19 protein-coding genes and 2 pseudogenes are annotated in these 13,193 nt (G+C 62.9%); 14 read left to right on the top strand and 7 right to left on the bottom strand.

Translation table 11 applies throughout. The features are described 5' to 3' along the window. Positions 1-22 precede the first annotated feature (22 nt). Positions 23-778, top strand: a complete 756-nt coding sequence (locus tag NKJ84_RS26270; protein ID WP_352508860.1) for an SDR family NAD(P)-dependent oxidoreductase — start codon at positions 23-25, stop codon at positions 776-778. A gap of 19 nt (positions 779-797) precedes the next feature. Here the strand turns inward: NKJ84_RS26270 and NKJ84_RS26265 are convergent, their stop codons facing one another. Continuing rightward, entirely contained in the window at positions 798-1,649 is an 852-nt protein-coding gene (locus tag NKJ84_RS26265) for a LysR family transcriptional regulator (protein WP_352508859.1), read from the bottom strand. A 97-nt stretch (positions 1,650-1,746) separates the two neighbouring features. Between NKJ84_RS26265 and NKJ84_RS26260 the strand changes: the two genes are divergently transcribed. The 8 genes from NKJ84_RS26260 to NKJ84_RS26225 all read left to right on the top strand — a co-directional run bounded on the left by NKJ84_RS26260 (position 1,747) and on the right by NKJ84_RS26225 (position 5,433). Next, the gene (locus NKJ84_RS26260) at positions 1,747-2,208 is read left to right on the top strand and encodes a RidA family protein (protein ID WP_352508858.1); all 462 of its coding nucleotides are present in this window, start codon (positions 1,747-1,749) and stop codon (positions 2,206-2,208) included. Between the two features lie 67 nt (positions 2,209-2,275). Then, on the top strand, positions 2,276-3,064 hold the full coding sequence (locus NKJ84_RS26255; protein ID WP_352508857.1) for an SDR family oxidoreductase: 789 nt from the start codon (positions 2,276-2,278) through the stop codon (positions 3,062-3,064). Positions 3,065-3,112: 48 nt separating this feature from the next. Beyond that, positions 3,113-3,484, top strand: coding sequence for a hypothetical protein (locus NKJ84_RS26250; protein WP_352508856.1), 372 nt, complete (start codon positions 3,113-3,115; stop codon positions 3,482-3,484). Between the two features lie 84 nt (positions 3,485-3,568). After that, positions 3,569-3,778 (top strand): cold-shock protein, encoded by a 210-nt coding sequence (locus NKJ84_RS26245; protein ID WP_010915421.1) that lies wholly within the window; start codon positions 3,569-3,571, stop codon positions 3,776-3,778. A gap of 465 nt (positions 3,779-4,243) precedes the next feature. Then, a complete protein-coding gene (locus NKJ84_RS26240) occupies positions 4,244-4,471 on the top strand; it encodes a hypothetical protein (protein WP_352508855.1) in 228 nt (75 codons plus the stop codon). After that, positions 4,471-4,878: a hypothetical protein gene (locus NKJ84_RS26235; RefSeq protein WP_254820653.1), complete on the top strand. Its 408-nt coding sequence runs from the start codon at positions 4,471-4,473 to the stop codon at positions 4,876-4,878. The genes NKJ84_RS26240 and NKJ84_RS26235 overlap by 1 nt, the downstream gene beginning before the upstream one ends. Before the next feature lies 1 nt (position 4,879). Further along, positions 4,880-5,044 (top strand): hypothetical protein, encoded by a 165-nt coding sequence (locus NKJ84_RS26230; RefSeq protein WP_352508854.1) that lies wholly within the window; start codon positions 4,880-4,882, stop codon positions 5,042-5,044. Between the two features lie 50 nt (positions 5,045-5,094). Next, a complete protein-coding gene (locus NKJ84_RS26225; RefSeq protein WP_352508882.1) occupies positions 5,095-5,433 on the top strand; it encodes a YkgJ family cysteine cluster protein in 339 nt (112 codons plus the stop codon). Between the two features lie 38 nt (positions 5,434-5,471). On the opposite strand, the gene NKJ84_RS26220 is transcribed toward NKJ84_RS26225, so the two are convergent. Then, positions 5,472-6,392, bottom strand: a complete 921-nt coding sequence (locus NKJ84_RS26220) for an AraC family transcriptional regulator (protein WP_352508853.1) — start codon at positions 6,390-6,392, stop codon at positions 5,472-5,474. Positions 6,393-6,561: 169 nt separating this feature from the next. Here NKJ84_RS26220 and NKJ84_RS26215 point away from each other — a divergent pair, with 169 nt between their 5' ends. Further along, positions 6,562-6,981 (top strand): nuclear transport factor 2 family protein, encoded by a 420-nt coding sequence (locus NKJ84_RS26215; RefSeq protein WP_254820655.1) that lies wholly within the window; start codon positions 6,562-6,564, stop codon positions 6,979-6,981. A gap of 86 nt (positions 6,982-7,067) precedes the next feature. Further along, positions 7,068-7,679 carry a LysE family translocator gene (locus NKJ84_RS26210; protein ID WP_352508852.1) on the top strand — a complete coding sequence of 204 codons (612 nt, stop codon included), beginning with the start codon at positions 7,068-7,070 and terminating at the stop codon, positions 7,677-7,679. A gap of 61 nt (positions 7,680-7,740) precedes the next feature. Here NKJ84_RS26210 and NKJ84_RS26205 read toward each other — a convergent pair whose 3' ends face one another. Continuing rightward, complete coding sequence (locus tag NKJ84_RS26205) at positions 7,741-8,775, bottom strand: AraC family transcriptional regulator (RefSeq protein WP_352508851.1); 1,035 nt, start codon at positions 8,773-8,775, stop codon at positions 7,741-7,743. A gap of 191 nt (positions 8,776-8,966) precedes the next feature. Here NKJ84_RS26205 and NKJ84_RS26200 point away from each other — a divergent pair. Both NKJ84_RS26200 and NKJ84_RS26195 read left to right on the top strand, forming a co-directional pair. Beyond that, a pseudogene (locus NKJ84_RS26200) lies at positions 8,967-9,382 on the top strand (GFA family protein). A gap of 54 nt (positions 9,383-9,436) precedes the next feature. After that, positions 9,437-9,952 (top strand): OsmC family protein, encoded by a 516-nt coding sequence (locus tag NKJ84_RS26195; protein WP_352508850.1) that lies wholly within the window; start codon positions 9,437-9,439, stop codon positions 9,950-9,952. A 102-nt stretch (positions 9,953-10,054) separates the two neighbouring features. On the opposite strand, the gene NKJ84_RS26190 is transcribed toward NKJ84_RS26195, so the two are convergent. From NKJ84_RS26190 to NKJ84_RS26180, 3 genes are read right to left on the bottom strand one after another with little or no spacing between them, the layout of a single operon-like run. Beyond that, positions 10,055-10,441, bottom strand: coding sequence for a nuclear transport factor 2 family protein (locus NKJ84_RS26190; protein WP_352508849.1), 387 nt, complete (start codon positions 10,439-10,441; stop codon positions 10,055-10,057). After that, complete coding sequence (locus tag NKJ84_RS26185) at positions 10,438-10,905, bottom strand: OsmC family protein (protein ID WP_352508848.1); 468 nt, start codon at positions 10,903-10,905, stop codon at positions 10,438-10,440. The genes NKJ84_RS26190 and NKJ84_RS26185 overlap by 4 nt, the downstream gene beginning before the upstream one ends. 51 nt (positions 10,906-10,956) lie before the next feature. After that, a complete protein-coding gene (locus tag NKJ84_RS26180) occupies positions 10,957-11,967 on the bottom strand; it encodes a zinc-dependent alcohol dehydrogenase family protein (protein WP_352508847.1) in 1,011 nt (336 codons plus the stop codon). 103 nt (positions 11,968-12,070) lie between these two features. Between NKJ84_RS26180 and NKJ84_RS26175 the strand changes: the two genes are divergently transcribed. Next, on the top strand, positions 12,071-12,679 hold the full coding sequence (locus NKJ84_RS26175) for a TetR/AcrR family transcriptional regulator (protein ID WP_352508846.1): 609 nt from the start codon (positions 12,071-12,073) through the stop codon (positions 12,677-12,679). 311 nt (positions 12,680-12,990) lie between these two features. Here NKJ84_RS26175 and groEL read toward each other — a convergent pair. Next, positions 12,991-13,193: pseudogene (gene groEL / locus NKJ84_RS26170) on the bottom strand (chaperonin GroEL); the annotation flags it as partial.

Below are 13,193 nucleotides of genomic sequence, written 5' to 3'. Positions count from 1 at the left end.
CTGGGGCCTTGGAGACTTCACAATGATATCTGTTCCTTCCGCATTGGCCGGCAAGGTTGCGCTGGTCACCGGCGCATCGTCGGGCATTGGCGAGGCGACCGCTGCGGCTTTGGCCGCCGCCGGGGCCAAGGTGGCGATTGCGGCGCGCCGCGCCGATCGCCTCAAAGCGCTGGCCGTGCGTATAGAAAAGGCCGGCGGCGCGGCGCTCCGCATCGAGGCCGACGTCACCAGCAACGATGATGTCACCGGCATGGTCGACAAGGTTGTCGACGAATGGAGCCGCCTCGACATCCTCGTCAACAATGCCGGCGTGATGCTTCTGTCGCCGGCCGCCGAAGCGGTGCTCGACGACTGGCGCCGCATGGTCGAGCTCAACCTGCTGGCGCTGATGGGGGTCACCAAGGCGGCGCTGCCGCATCTCAGGGCCGCCAAGGGTCACATCGTCAACGTCTCGTCGGTCGCCGGCCGTGTCGCCAATCCGGGGGCCAGCGGCTACGCAGCAACCAAGTTCGGTGTCGTCGGCTTTTCCGAATCGCTGCGCCGCGAAGTCTACGCCGACAAGGTTCGCGTCACCGTCATCGAGCCCGGCCTGGTGCGCACCGAGCTCGGCGACCACATCACCAATCCGGCGTTCAAGGCTGATCTGGACAAGCGGCTCGCCGCCATGGAGGCGCTGACCGCCGAGGACATCGCCGCGGCCATTCTCTACGCCGTGAGCCAGCCGCCGCACGTCAACGTCAACGAGATCGTCATCCGCCCGACCGACCAGGAACGATGAACGGCGTCGGATCTTTTCGCTACGCCTCGAATCCCGCCCGCAGGAAGTCCCCACATTCCTCGACCAGCCGCGACGGGTCCGTCGCGAGGTAGACGCCGAAATCCGCCGTCGGCGCCGGCGGCAGGTTGAAGCGTCCGTTGAGGCTTTGGCAATCGGGCGGCAGCCCCTCCTGCAGCAGAAGCCCGATGCCAAGCCCGGCCCTCAGCGCCGAGATTAGTGTCGCGAAGGTCGACACGCGGCAGCCGATCTTCCAGCCGATCCCGGCCTCGGCGAGCGAAGCCAGCATCCTGTCCTGCCAGGAGCAGGCGCCGTCGAAGATGATCAGCGGCAGGTCGACCTCGTCGTCGATCTCGATCATGCGGCTTGCCGCCCAGACCAGCTGTCGCGACAGATGGCCTCGCGGCGCCATTGTGAAGCGCGCTGGATCGGCCATGACGATGTCGCATCTTCCTTCGCCCAACGCCTTGCTGAGATCGCTGCTGCTGGCCGATGTCAGTTCGATCTCCACGGAAGGATGCCGGCGCCGGAAGTCGGCGATGATCAACGGCAGCCGCGTTACCGCCAAATCCTCGACGATGCCCAGCCGGACACGGCCGACCAGCCTGCGGCCTTCAATCTCACGCCTGGCATCGTCGCCGATCGCGATGGCCTTGCGGGCGAAGGCGAGCAGGATCTCGCCGGCCTCGGTCAGCGTCACGCCCCGCGGCGAGCGGTGCAGCAGCTCCGCGCCGACTTCGCCCTCGAGGCGCTGAAGCTGCATGCTCACCGCCGCCTGGGTGCGGGCAAGCCGATCGGCTGCCCGGCTCACCGTCCCGGTATCGGCCACGGTGACGAAGGCGCGCAGCAGTCTGACGTCGATATCTCCGGTCATAAGAATTCCTGATAGCTGTGTCAGCATTATCAGGCTATCCGAAAGCCAGATCTGAATTCAAGGTCTGCTCGCGCGAACGAAAACAGGAGCAGCCACCTTGTCCTACAGAAGAAGATTTGAGGAGTTCGGTGTCGCCTGGCCGTCGCTCGAGCGGCCCGCTTTGCCGTTCTCGCCGACGGTTCGCGTCGCCGACATCGTCTATGTCTCCGGCCAGATACCCGAGATCGGGTCGGATATCGCCGCAATCGGCCGGGTTGGCGCAGAGATCGATCTGGCTGCTGCGCGCAACGCCGCCCGGCTTTGCGCGGCCAACGTCGTCTATTGGCTGGACAAGGAACTGGACGGCAATCTCGACCGCGTCGTGAAATTCGCCAAGCTGACCGTCTATGTGAATGCGGCGGCCGGCTTTTCGGCCTATTCGGAGGTCGGCAACGGAGCATCCGAATTTCTGCTCCATGTTTTCGGCGGGCGTGGCGAGCACGCCCGCTGCTCGCTCGGCATGGCCGGCTTGCCGGCCAATGTTCCGGTCGAAGCCGACGCTATCGTGCATGTCCGCTGATGCACCCCCAAAGCATGCCCTCGGGCCTAACCCGAGGCTACGCAGTCGAACCAGGAGGAGGCTTGGCTTGATAAGTGCAAATCTTGAGGGACGGAAGGCGCTTGTTCTTGGCGGAGGCAAGGGCCTCGGTTTCGGCGTTGCCGAAGCGCTCGCGACGAAAGGTGCCGAGATCATTCTGGTCGGACGAGGGGAGGCGACCCTGGATGCGGCACGGCGCGCGATCGAGGCCGCCGGCCACATCTGCTCGACCTTCAGCGCCGACCTCTCGGACAACGACAGCGTCTCCCGACTGATCCGTGCCGTCGAGGACGAGCATCAGCGGATCGACATCGTCCTGCTCAATGGCGGCGGCCCGCCGCCCTTCGCGGCCAGCGTCTTCGATGCGAGCGTCTGGGAGAAGCAGTTCACCAGCATGGTGCTGAGCCAGATGCGCATCGCCATTTCTTTCCTGCCAGGCATGCGGGCGCAGCGCTGGGGGCGCATCATCGCCGTTTCTTCGACTTCCGTCCGCGAGCCGATCCGCGGCCTCACCGCTTCGAATGCGCTGCGTGCGTCGCTCGCCGGCTGGGCCAAGACGCGGGCCGGCGATGTGGCGGCGGACGGCGTCACCGTCAACCTGTTGCTGCCGGGCCGTTTTGCGACGGATCGGACGAAAGAGTTCGACGCCATGGACGCAGCCGACAGGGGTGTCGACGCCGCCGTGATCGCCGCCGAGAGTCAGGCCGAAATCCCGGCAAAGCGTTATGGCACCCCCGCCGAGTTCGGCGCTGTTGCCGCATTCCTGGCCAGCGACGCCGCCTATATTACCGGCGTGGCGTTGCCGGTGGATGGCGGCCTCAGCCGCGGCATGCTGTGAGGAGCACGAGCAGCGGCGGGATGGTCGCATCACACAGGAACGCCCCTCGTGCCTTTTATCTGCGCGGGGGGCGTCCTGTTTGTCGTCCGCCTTTCTCAAGATCGCTCTTTCGAGAAAGGCTTTTCGACACCGAAAAAATGCCCCGGCGCCAAAATGGTTCCCGGCTGGAGCAATTCCAGGACAAGTGTGAACGATTTTCCGTCCGGAATTGCGCAAAAACAAAGAGCTCCAAGTGGTTTTTTGGCAGGCAATAGTCCGGCCCTTGCTGTCGGATTCGCCGGCGCGAGGGTCGCCGCCGCGCGTCTCCACGAGTGTCGCAAATCAAAAAATTTGACACGGCGCGCAAAGAAGTCCTATAAGAACTTTGTCGATGTTTGTTTGACCGACTTTTGTTATCCGCGTGCCAAGGCGCGCCTTTGACGAACTTCCCCATCAAAATCGAGACAAACGTTGTTGTGCATCCGCATGACGACGAACGAATATTTGCCATGGAAAGGGTTCGTTATGAGCACAGGCACAGTTAAATGGTTCAACGCCACCAAGGGTTTTGGTTTTATTCAGCCTGACGACGGTTCTGCCGACGTTTTTGTCCACATCTCAGCCGTCGAGCGCGCCGGAATGCGCGACATCGTCGAGGGCCAGAAGCTTGGCTACGAGATGGTCCGCGACAACAAGTCGGGCAAGATGTCCGCCGACCAGTTGAAGGCGGCCTAAAACGGAATTCAGCCTCACCGGTGACCACGGATGTACTGGCACCGGTGAATGGCTAATTCCAGCGCATGATCGCGGGGAGGCTAAGTCCCAGTTCATGCGCATGAGAAGAGCGTCTCTTTGCGCGTCTCTCGGGATGCGCAGGCGCTCTCATGGAAGGTCAGGCGGTGCCTGGCCTTTTTCATTTTTGCGCTTCGACCGCCGAAAGAGCGCTGCTCGACGGCCCGGACGTGCTAAGAGGCTGTTTCGAAATTCGCTCTGGCGAGTCATATGGTGGGTTCGAGAACCGGAGCGCAGCGGACATTTGGCCCGTGAGCACCGGAAGCGCGGAAAACGCCATCAAATGGCCGTCAGAGGAGAATTTCCCAGCAATTTGAAACCGGCTGCCGTATTGCTTTGTGCGGGATCCTGGCCGAAGACCAGTCTCGTCACCGTTTGGGCGGCGCGCTCCGAACCGGGAGAAAGACCTTGACCGAACCTTCAAAAAAACCTCGCGACCAGGCCGAATCCATCTTCAGCAAGACGCGGACCCAGTCGATGTCGCTCGACCGCATCAATTCCGAACGGGATGCCGTCAGCCAGGCCCGCGAAGCCAAGACCGCACGGCTGCGCGAACTGCGCCTGGAAAAGGAAGCCGACGACATGGCGGCGGCGGTTGCGCTCGCGGCCTCGCCGAAACGCGCGGGCAAACGCTGATGGCCACCAAACGTGTGCCTCAAAAGGCGATCGCCGCCGATTCGACCATCGCCGATGTCGTGGGCGAACTCGACAAGCCGGTCGAATATGTCCGGCGCGTGCTCGAAAAGCTCGAGCGCTGCCGGCGTGTCCACGGCGATGCCCAGGTGCGGCTCGGCGTGCGCGGCCGCGCCGAATGCCCCAATTATCTGATCGAATACGTCCGGGAAAACGCCAAGACGCACGAGCGCGTGACCTTTCAGGACGCCGCCTACAGCGGCAGCACGCATCGCGAACTGGCCCCCCGGCACATCGAGGAGGCCAGGAACTGGTCGCCCGAAGAAATGAACATCACGGCCGTTTCGGCGCTCATCGGCCGCCTTCGCAATCCGAACGCGCCATCATCGCGTTTCTCTGACGAGGATTGATATGGCAATCAAGTTTTCCGCCAAGGGGCAACCGGCAGCACCTGCTGCCGCCGTGAAGCCGGCCAAGCCGGCCGCCGCGCCAAAAACCGGCGAAGCCGCCCAAGCGGGCACCGATCTGTTCAGGTCGCCGGCCGAAGCGCCGCCGCGCAAGCCGAAGAAGAAATAGCGCCCTTGCAGCAGGATGCCGGCCGGAAATCGGCGCCAAGGCTGCTTGCCTTGGCGGTCGCAGAGGATTTTTCGTCGCCACAAGAGGGCGCCGACCCGGTTGCCTTCGATTGCCAGACCTGTGGCGCCTGCTGCGCCTACTCGTCAAGATGGCCGCGCTTTTCAACCGAGGATGACGCTCAGCTCGACCTTATCCCGCAAAAATACGTGGCTGCCGACGAAGCCGGCATGCGCTGCGACGGCGCGCGCTGTTCGGCACTGCGCGGCGAGGTCGGCAAGTCGACCGCCTGCGGAATCTATGAGATCCGTCCCGACGTCTGCCGCGCGTGCATGCCGGGCGATGACGACTGCCTGATGGCGCGCCGGGCTCACGGACTGCCGACGCTGTAATGACAGCACACGCGCTGGCGTCCCCAGTTTAAATTTCCTCAGTCGGATGATCGAAAGTCGCTGCGGTAGAGGCCGGGCGATCGTCCGGTCAACCGTTTGAATGCCTGCGAGAACGACGGCACCGATTCATATCCGACGGCGCGCCCGATCTCGCCGATGTGCTGGTTCGTTTCGCGCAGAGCCCTGGCGGCAAGGTTCATCCGCCACCGGGTCACATAGGACAGCGGCGGCTGTCCCACCAGTTGAGCGAAGCGACGCGCGAAGGTGGCTCGGGACTGTGCCGCGCCGCTGGCAAGGGAAGCGATGGTCCAGGGATTGCCCGGCCGCTCGTGGATCAGGCGCAAGGCCTGCGCAATGCCTTTGTCGCGCAAGGCGCCAAACCATCCCCCTGTTCCGAGTGGCTGATGTTCGATCCAGGCACGCAACAAGAAGATCAATGTGCTGTCGAGAAGGCGTGGGGCGACAATGTCGTGGCCGCCGAGATTGCCTTTCGCTTCGACCTGTAGAAGTTCCAGGGCAAGCCGCAGCGGCTCGCTGGTGTGGATCTGATTCCGGGTCAAATGAATCAGCGGAGGAAACAGCGAAACCATCGGATATGGCCCGACGCCGTCGAGTGAATATCTCGCACAAAGAAGAGTTGTCGCGCCGCTTTCGCTTTTCGGTTCCAGTCCGCTCCGATTCGCGGAAAGGACGGCGGATATCGATGCCGTCGGTGCACCCGCCGGATTGCAAAGGGCATGCCCGATACCGCTCGCGACAAGGATGACGTCTCCTTCGCCCAAGCGGATCGGCTCCTTTTCACCGGCTAGCCGCAGCCAGCATTCGCCGTTCTGTATGACGTGGATGGCGGCATTCCTTGTCGGATCGACCGAAATACCCCACGGCCGATGCAGGGTCGCGCTGCCGATCATGGCGCTGCCAAATCGCAGCGAAGCAAGAACTTCGGACAAGGCGTCCATGAGAACCATCCTCCGACGATGAACCAGATGACGATATTAGACGATTGGATAAGAATCCAGGCGAATAGCGTATCGACCATCTCACAAGCGTGGCTGATCATGTTGGCAATATCGGCCTGCGGACTCCTGTCCATGCCAGGCAAAAGCAGGCACCCCACGGAGCAAAAACATGCGTGACGAACCATCAAATCCAGTTCCAGCCAAGAGCTTTAATTCGCTCGAGACCAACAAGACGGTCGTCCTGGACTTCATCGACAAAGCAGTAAACCAGGGCAATATCGAAGCTGCTTCCATGCATTTTGGCGAACGCTACATCCAACACAATCCGAACATTGCGGATGGCGCGGACGGCTTCAAAGCCTATCTTCAACAGCTCAAACAGTCATTTCCCCTCGTGAGGGGAGAGGTGAAGCGGATTTTTGCCGAAGGGGATTTCGTCATCGTGCACATGCACGCAAAACGCGAACCCGAAGAGGAGGGCTTGGCCATCGTCGACATTTTCAGGCTGAAGGACAGCAAACTCGTCGAACACTGGGAAGTTCGGCAGCCCATCGCGGACAGCAAGCTGCACGCCAACAGCATGATCTGAATGCGCATAGGCTCTCAGGCTGGCTTGTGCCCACACGTTTCGCTGATTACGCTGCCGGCGGCAGGGCCAACGCCGGGAGACCATCCGTGAGCATCGAATTCCTGTTGACGTCGCTGATTGTCGTGGCTTCGCCCGGCACCGGCGTTCTCTATACGCTGAGCGCCGGGCTTTCGCGTGGTGCGCGCGCCAGCATCATTGCCGCTGTCGGCTGCACGCTCGGCATCATCCCGCACATGGCGGCCGCCATCACCGGCCTCGCGGCACTGCTGCACACCAGCGCCGTCGCCTTCGAAACGCTGAAATATCTTGGCGTCGCCTATCTTCTCTACATGGCCTGGAACACGCTGAAGGAGAGGGGCGGCCTGGGCGTCGACGAAGATGTCGCGCCGCGATCCGCCGGCAAAGTGATCGCCTCCGGCATTCTGATGAACATCCTCAATCCGAAGCTGTCGATCTTCTTCTTTGCCTTCCTCCCGCAATTCGTCAGCACCACCGAACCGCATGCGCTGTCGAAGATGCTGGAACTCAGCAGCGTCTTCATGCTGCTCACCTTCTTGGTCTTTGTCGGCTACGGCGTTTTCGCGGCGTCAATCCGCAGCCATGTCGTGTCGCGGCCAAAGGTGCTGACCTGGATGCGCCGTACCTTCGCCGGAGCCTTTGTAATGCTCGGCGCCAAACTGGCGCTGGCGGATCGCTAGCTCTCGCTCTTTTGACGCAATTCCGGACGGGAAACCGTTTTCACACCTTTCCTGGAATTGCTTACCGCTGCGGATCGGCCGGCCCGCCTGCGGTTTCGGAAGCCTCGCCGCCTCCGAAACCGGGCGCAGCGCGAACACCCAGCCGCCAGGCCGACGGGGGGACGCCGATCATCTTCTTGAAGGCACGGCTGAACGCCGCCTCCGACTCGTAGCCGATTTCCGCCGCTATGTTTGCGACGTTAGTGTTGCCGGCGCTGAGCAATTCCGAGGCAATCTGCATCCGCCACTTGGCGAGATAGTGCATCGGCGGCATGCCGACGAGTTTCGTGAAGCGCTCGGCCAGCACGGTGCGCGACAGCGCGGCCTCCTTCGCCAGCGCCTCCACCGTCCAATTGTGCGCCGGCCGGTCATGGATCAGCGCCAGCGCCTTGCTCAGATGCGGATCGCGCAGGCCCGCCAGCCAGCCGGTTTGTTGTGGCGGCAGCGACTCCACATAACGGCGCAGCACGTCGACGAACATCAATTCGCTGAGCTTGGTGAGCACCGTCTCGCTGCCCGCACGCTTTTCCGCGACCTCCGACACCGCCAGCTTGATGAACTGGCCGAGCCAGCCGCCGTCGCCTTTCACGTCTCCGGCCTTGATGACCGGCGGCAGCGCTTCGAGCAGCGGATTGAAGGGCAGCGCATCGCAAGCGAGATAGCCGCATACCAGCCGGGCCGACAGCGATCCGTCCTTGACGTAGTTGATGGGAAACGGTGTCTGGCTGGCGGCGGCGATATCCAGCACATCCGCGGTCGGCGGATCCGCGCGCAGGGCCGGATTGCTCGACATGATATGCGGATCGCTCCTGGTGAAGACCACGACTTCGCCGGCCTCCACGGGTATCGCCTCCTTGCCGATGATGCGGGCGAAGCAGCGGCCGGCCGTGAGCACGTGGTAGGAAATCAGGTGATCCGCGCCCGGCAGTATCCTCGGCAGTATCGAGGCGGGGGAGGGCGAGCAGACCGCCCAGGGGTCCTGGGCCGCGATGTCGAAAAATGTCGCGCCGGTGAGACGCACCTTTTTCAAGAGGTCAGACAGAGCGTCCCCGGCCATTCCATCTATATCCCGTAAGTTGCGCGGCAACCCGGCGCGACATCCCTTTCGAGTTCCGGACGCGCTGTCAAGTAAGGCGGACGCCCCGTCATTCCGTTCATTGCCGGAAGCTTTACACCCGTCGGTGCTGAGCTCTGTCTCAAATCAGCTGCTGAGCGCAGTCGAACTCAAGAAAAATGAGGATCTAAGTCATGACGGTACATAAGGGCGGGTGTTTTTGCGGCGCCGTGGAAATCGAAGTGCACGGAGCAGCCGAGGCGATGGGCTACTGCCATTGCAGTTCCTGCCGTTCGTGGTCGGCGTCGCCTTCACGCTGTGGAAGCCGGAAAACGTCAAGGTCACCAAGGGCGAGGAGTTCCTGTCCGGCTTCGAGAAGTCAAACATGAGCGACCGTCAGTTCTGCACGAAGTGCGGCGGCCATCTGATGGCCGATCATCCGCCGCTCGGACTGGTCGACGTCTATGCGGCCACGATACCGACGGTGAAGTTCACGCCGGGGGTTCACGTCAACTACGCCGAGACGGTCCTGCCGATGAAGGACGGATTGCCGAAGCTGAAAGACTTCCCCGCCGAACTCAGGGGCTCGGGCGTGAGCGTGCCGGAGTAACCCGGCAATGACACACGATTTCCAACAGCCACATCTCACGACAGGAGAATACGCATGGGCATCACGACATTTCGCGCCACGCAGGAGCCGATCAAGGATCTTTATCGCAAGGATGCGCGCGCGGCACTTCTTACGCTGAAGGCCAAGGGCAGTGCCGACGACTCCAAGGTCACTTGCAAGGTCGAGACAGGACGTGGGCTCGCGCTGGCGGGCATCCATCCGAAGGCCGGGGGCAGCGGACAGGAGCTTTGTTCCGGCGACATGCTGCTGGAAGCCCTTGTCGCATGCGCCGGCGTCTCGTTGAGGGCCGCGGCCGCCGTTCTCGAAATACCGATCAAGTCGGCCGAAATCTCCGCCGAGGGCGACGTCGATCTTCGCGGCACGCTCGGCGTCACCGAAGGTGTGCCGGTCGGCTTCAAGGAGATCCGCCTGCGGTTCGACATCGAGACCGACGTTGCGCAAGACCGGCTGACTGACCTGCTCGAGCTCACCGATCGCTACTGCGTGATCTTCCAGACGATCCAGCGCAGTCCCAAGACCTTCGTGAAGCTTCACAAAGTCGTGCGGTAACCGCGCCCTGCCCGGAATCCTAAACTTTGGGGATTCCGGGCTGGGCCTGAGCGCGGCCTCACTGAATGCAGCTTGGCTGAATGCAGCTGGTCGCGCCAAGCGTTATCCCTTCACGTAGCCCATTGCGTCGACGATCTGCCCGTCCGCCACGCGCATCAGGTTGACGCCGCGGATGGAATTGCCGTCGGCCATCCAGTAGCGCCAGCGGATCGTCGCCCGGTCGCCGGCGACGAAGGTTTCTTCGATGTCGAAACGCGTGCCGGGTCCGGTCGCGATCGCCGACCACAGTTCGACGCAGGCGCCCTTGCCGATGCGGCGGGCGCCGTCCGGGGCCGGCGTGGTGTTCTCGATCACGCAGTCTTCCGCCACCAGATCGTCGAGCGCCGATGGGTCGTGGCGCTGGAAGACGTCGTTGTAGCGCCGCATGATCTCGGCCGTTTCGGCGGAGCGTTTGGCCGCGGCGATGTCGATGATGAGTTCCTGTGTCATTGCATATTCCTTTCCCTTCGGTGATCAGTAGCGGTTTCGATGAGGCGGGCCGTGAGCGTGATCACGGCGACGCCGGCCAGCGCCCGCGATACGAGGCAGCTCTCCTTGGCCGTCTGCGCCAGCCGCTCGAAATCCCCCGCCGCCAGCCCGGCGACGCTTGCCTCCGTCTCCAGCTCGATACGGGTCAGCGTCGGTCCGGCCGCGGTGGCGCCGAGATGCGCTTTCGCGATCGTGTGGATGCGCGCGGGAGTGTAGCCTTCGCGGCCGAGAATGGCGCTTAGCGCCATCGAGAAGCAGCCGGCATGCGCCGCCGCAATCAATTCCTCCGGGTTGGTGCCGGGACCGTTCTCGAAACGCGACGGGAAGGAGTAGGCACCTTCGAAGACGCCGCTACCTAGTCTCAGCCGACCCGAACCTTCCTTCAACGATCCCTGCCATTGAGCTTCTGCTTCACGAATGGTCATTGCGTCTCTCCTTTTAGTTTGAGGCTCGATCGAATTTTGGGGGTGAACCAGTCAGGCGCCGTCGACGACCACTTTCCCGAAGACGTCGCCTTGCTGGAAATAGCGGTAGGCGTTTTGGGCCTCGTCGAAGGCGAACACCTTGTCGATGACAGGCTTAAGCCGATGCACCGAGATGGCGCGCAGCATGGCTTCGAGGTTGGTGCGATTGCCGACGAACAGCCGGCTGATGGTGGCGAGGCTGCGCTGGTAGATCGGGCCGGGGATCTGCACCGTCCCGCCTTTCGCATCCTGTATGGTGAGAAGCACGATGCGCCCGTAAAGCGCGCAGGCGATCATCGATTGCGCGAAGGTCGGCGGGCCGCCGGTCTCGACGACGAGGTCGATGCCGCCGGTCTGCTCGCGCACCGCAGCACCCCATTCCGGCATGCCGGCTGTCGAGACGACGAGGTCGGCGCCCAGCGCCCGCATCCGGTCCAGCTTCTCGCTGCGCGAACTGACGGCCACGACCCGGCAGCCGAGCAGCTTGGCGAATTGCAGCGCAAACAGCGCGACGCCACCTGAACCGATGACAAGAACCCATTGGCCGGGCTTCGGCATCTCGGCCGCCGTCACCGCATTCCAGGCGGTCAGGCCGGCGCAGGTCAGCGTCGCCGCTTGATGCCAGTCGAGATGATCGGGAAGCCGCACCGCCCATTGCTCATCGAGCACCGCGTATTCGGTCAGCATCCCGTCCAGCGTGCAACCGAGCTGGTCGATCAGCCCGGCATTGATGCGGCCGTCGGTCCAGCGCGCAAAATAGCTGCCGGTGATGCGGTCGCCGACGGCGAAGCGGGTGACGGAATCGCCGACGGCAACGACTTCGCCGGCACCGTCGCTCAGCGGGATAACGCCCTGGCGTGGCGCCAGTGGATAGTTGCCGTTGAGGATCATCGTGTCGCGGCGGTTGAGCGAAGCGGCGCGCACACGCACGGCGATCTCGTGTTGCTTCGGCGCCGGCTGCGCCTCGTCGCGCCTCACCAGGCGTTCGATTCCGCCGGTTCCTTCAAGGCGATAACTATGCATATCGGCCTTCTCTTTCGAATATGTAGACTGATCTACATATTATGTAGACCGATTGCTATATTCGAGGCAAGGCCTATAGTGTTCACTCCTGACAGAGGTTGGCATGGCGAACGACACCCGCACCCGCATGATCGAGACGACGGCGCGGCTGCTGAGGCAGCGCGGCTACCACGGCACGTCGCTCAACGACATCTTGAGCGCCTCAGGCGCACCGAGAGGCTCGCTCTACTTTCACTTTCCGGGCGGCAAGGACCAATTGGTCATCGAGGTGACGCGCGACAGCGTCGCCGATGTCACGCAGAGGCTGGACGCCGCGCTCGCCGCCGAAAAGGACCCGGCGGTGGCTGTCCACCACATCTACCAGTCGGTCGCGCGCATGCTGGAAGACAACCAGTTCACGCTCGGTTGCCCGATCGCGCCCGTGGTGCTGGACTCGCCGGCAGACGTGCCGGAACTGGCCGAATTGTGCCGCTCGGCTTTCGAGCAGTGGATAGGCTTGCTCAGGGCCGCCTTCGTCAGGGCAGGGGTGCCCGAGCGCCGCGCGCACGCGCTCGCATTGCTGGTCGAATCATCGCTGGAAGGGCTGATGGTGATCGCACGCGCCACCCACGACCGTGCCCCTGTGCTGGCAGTAGCCGATGAAGTCGCGGCGCTGATTGAGGGTGCTTTGCCTGCCAAATCTCACCCTCGGCGGATTGACGCCGCCGTCTGAGCGGGCAAACCGCTAAGCAAAGCAAACAAAAAGGGCGACCTCTCGGCCGCCCTTTCCGTATCTGAAGGTAGATGGGCTGGACTGGAAATCCATGCCGCCACTCAAGCCCGCTTGCGGGCTTGAGCAACGTGAGTTCATGGCGTGCTTTATGGACTTCTTAGAAGTCCATGCCGCCACTCAAGCCCGCTTGCGGGCTTGAGCAACGTGAGTTCATGGGCGTGCTTTATGGACTTCTTAGAAGTCCATGCCGCCACTCAAGCCCGCTTGCGGGCTTGAGCAACGTGAGTTCATGGGCGTGCTTTATAGACTTCTTAGAAGTCCATGCCGCCCATGCCGCCCATGCCGCCGCCGCCCATGCCGCCAGGCATGCCGCCGCCAGCCGACTCCTTCTTCGGAGCCTCCGCGATCATGGCTTCGGTGGTGACCAGCAGGCCGGCGACCGAGGCCGCGTCCTGCAGAGCCGTGCGCACAACCTTGACCGGATCGACGATACCCATGGCGATCATGTCGCCAT

Source organism: Mesorhizobium sp. M0048 (assembly GCF_040323405.1).
In the GTDB taxonomy this organism is placed as follows: Bacteria; Pseudomonadota; Alphaproteobacteria; order Rhizobiales; family Rhizobiaceae; genus Mesorhizobium.
Note: the sequence above shows the minus strand (reverse complement) of the source record. Positions and strands in the feature narration are given on the sequence as shown.

What these genes read in the sequence shown, in the direction of transcription:
- NKJ84_RS26235 (WP_254820653.1), top strand. Translation starts at nt 4,471, where the DNA reads ATGGCCACCAAACGTGTGCCTCAAAAGGCGATCGCCGCCGATTCGACC.
- NKJ84_RS26175 (WP_352508846.1), top strand. Translation starts at nt 12,071, where the DNA reads ATGGCGAACGACACCCGCACCCGCATGATCGAGACGACGGCGCGGCTG.
- NKJ84_RS26190 (WP_352508849.1), bottom strand. Translation starts at nt 10,441, where the DNA reads ATGACACAGGAACTCATCATCGACATCGCCGCGGCCAAACGCTCCGCC.
- NKJ84_RS26245 (WP_010915421.1), top strand. Translation starts at nt 3,569, where the DNA reads ATGAGCACAGGCACAGTTAAATGGTTCAACGCCACCAAGGGTTTTGGT.
- NKJ84_RS26185 (WP_352508848.1), bottom strand. Translation starts at nt 10,905, where the DNA reads ATGACCATTCGTGAAGCAGAAGCTCAATGGCAGGGATCGTTGAAGGAA.
- NKJ84_RS26180 (WP_352508847.1), bottom strand. Translation starts at nt 11,967, where the DNA reads ATGCATAGTTATCGCCTTGAAGGAACCGGCGGAATCGAACGCCTGGTG.
- NKJ84_RS26270 (WP_352508860.1), top strand. Translation starts at nt 23, where the DNA reads ATGATATCTGTTCCTTCCGCATTGGCCGGCAAGGTTGCGCTGGTCACC.
- NKJ84_RS26205 (WP_352508851.1), bottom strand. Translation starts at nt 8,775, where the DNA reads ATGGCCGGGGACGCTCTGTCTGACCTCTTGAAAAAGGTGCGTCTCACC.
- NKJ84_RS26230 (WP_352508854.1), top strand. Translation starts at nt 4,880, where the DNA reads ATGGCAATCAAGTTTTCCGCCAAGGGGCAACCGGCAGCACCTGCTGCC.
- NKJ84_RS26195 (WP_352508850.1), top strand. Translation starts at nt 9,437, where the DNA reads ATGGGCATCACGACATTTCGCGCCACGCAGGAGCCGATCAAGGATCTT.
- NKJ84_RS26265 (WP_352508859.1), bottom strand. Translation starts at nt 1,649, where the DNA reads ATGACCGGAGATATCGACGTCAGACTGCTGCGCGCCTTCGTCACCGTG.
- NKJ84_RS26215 (WP_254820655.1), top strand. Translation starts at nt 6,562, where the DNA reads ATGCGTGACGAACCATCAAATCCAGTTCCAGCCAAGAGCTTTAATTCG.
- NKJ84_RS26220 (WP_352508853.1), bottom strand. Translation starts at nt 6,392, where the DNA reads ATGGACGCCTTGTCCGAAGTTCTTGCTTCGCTGCGATTTGGCAGCGCC.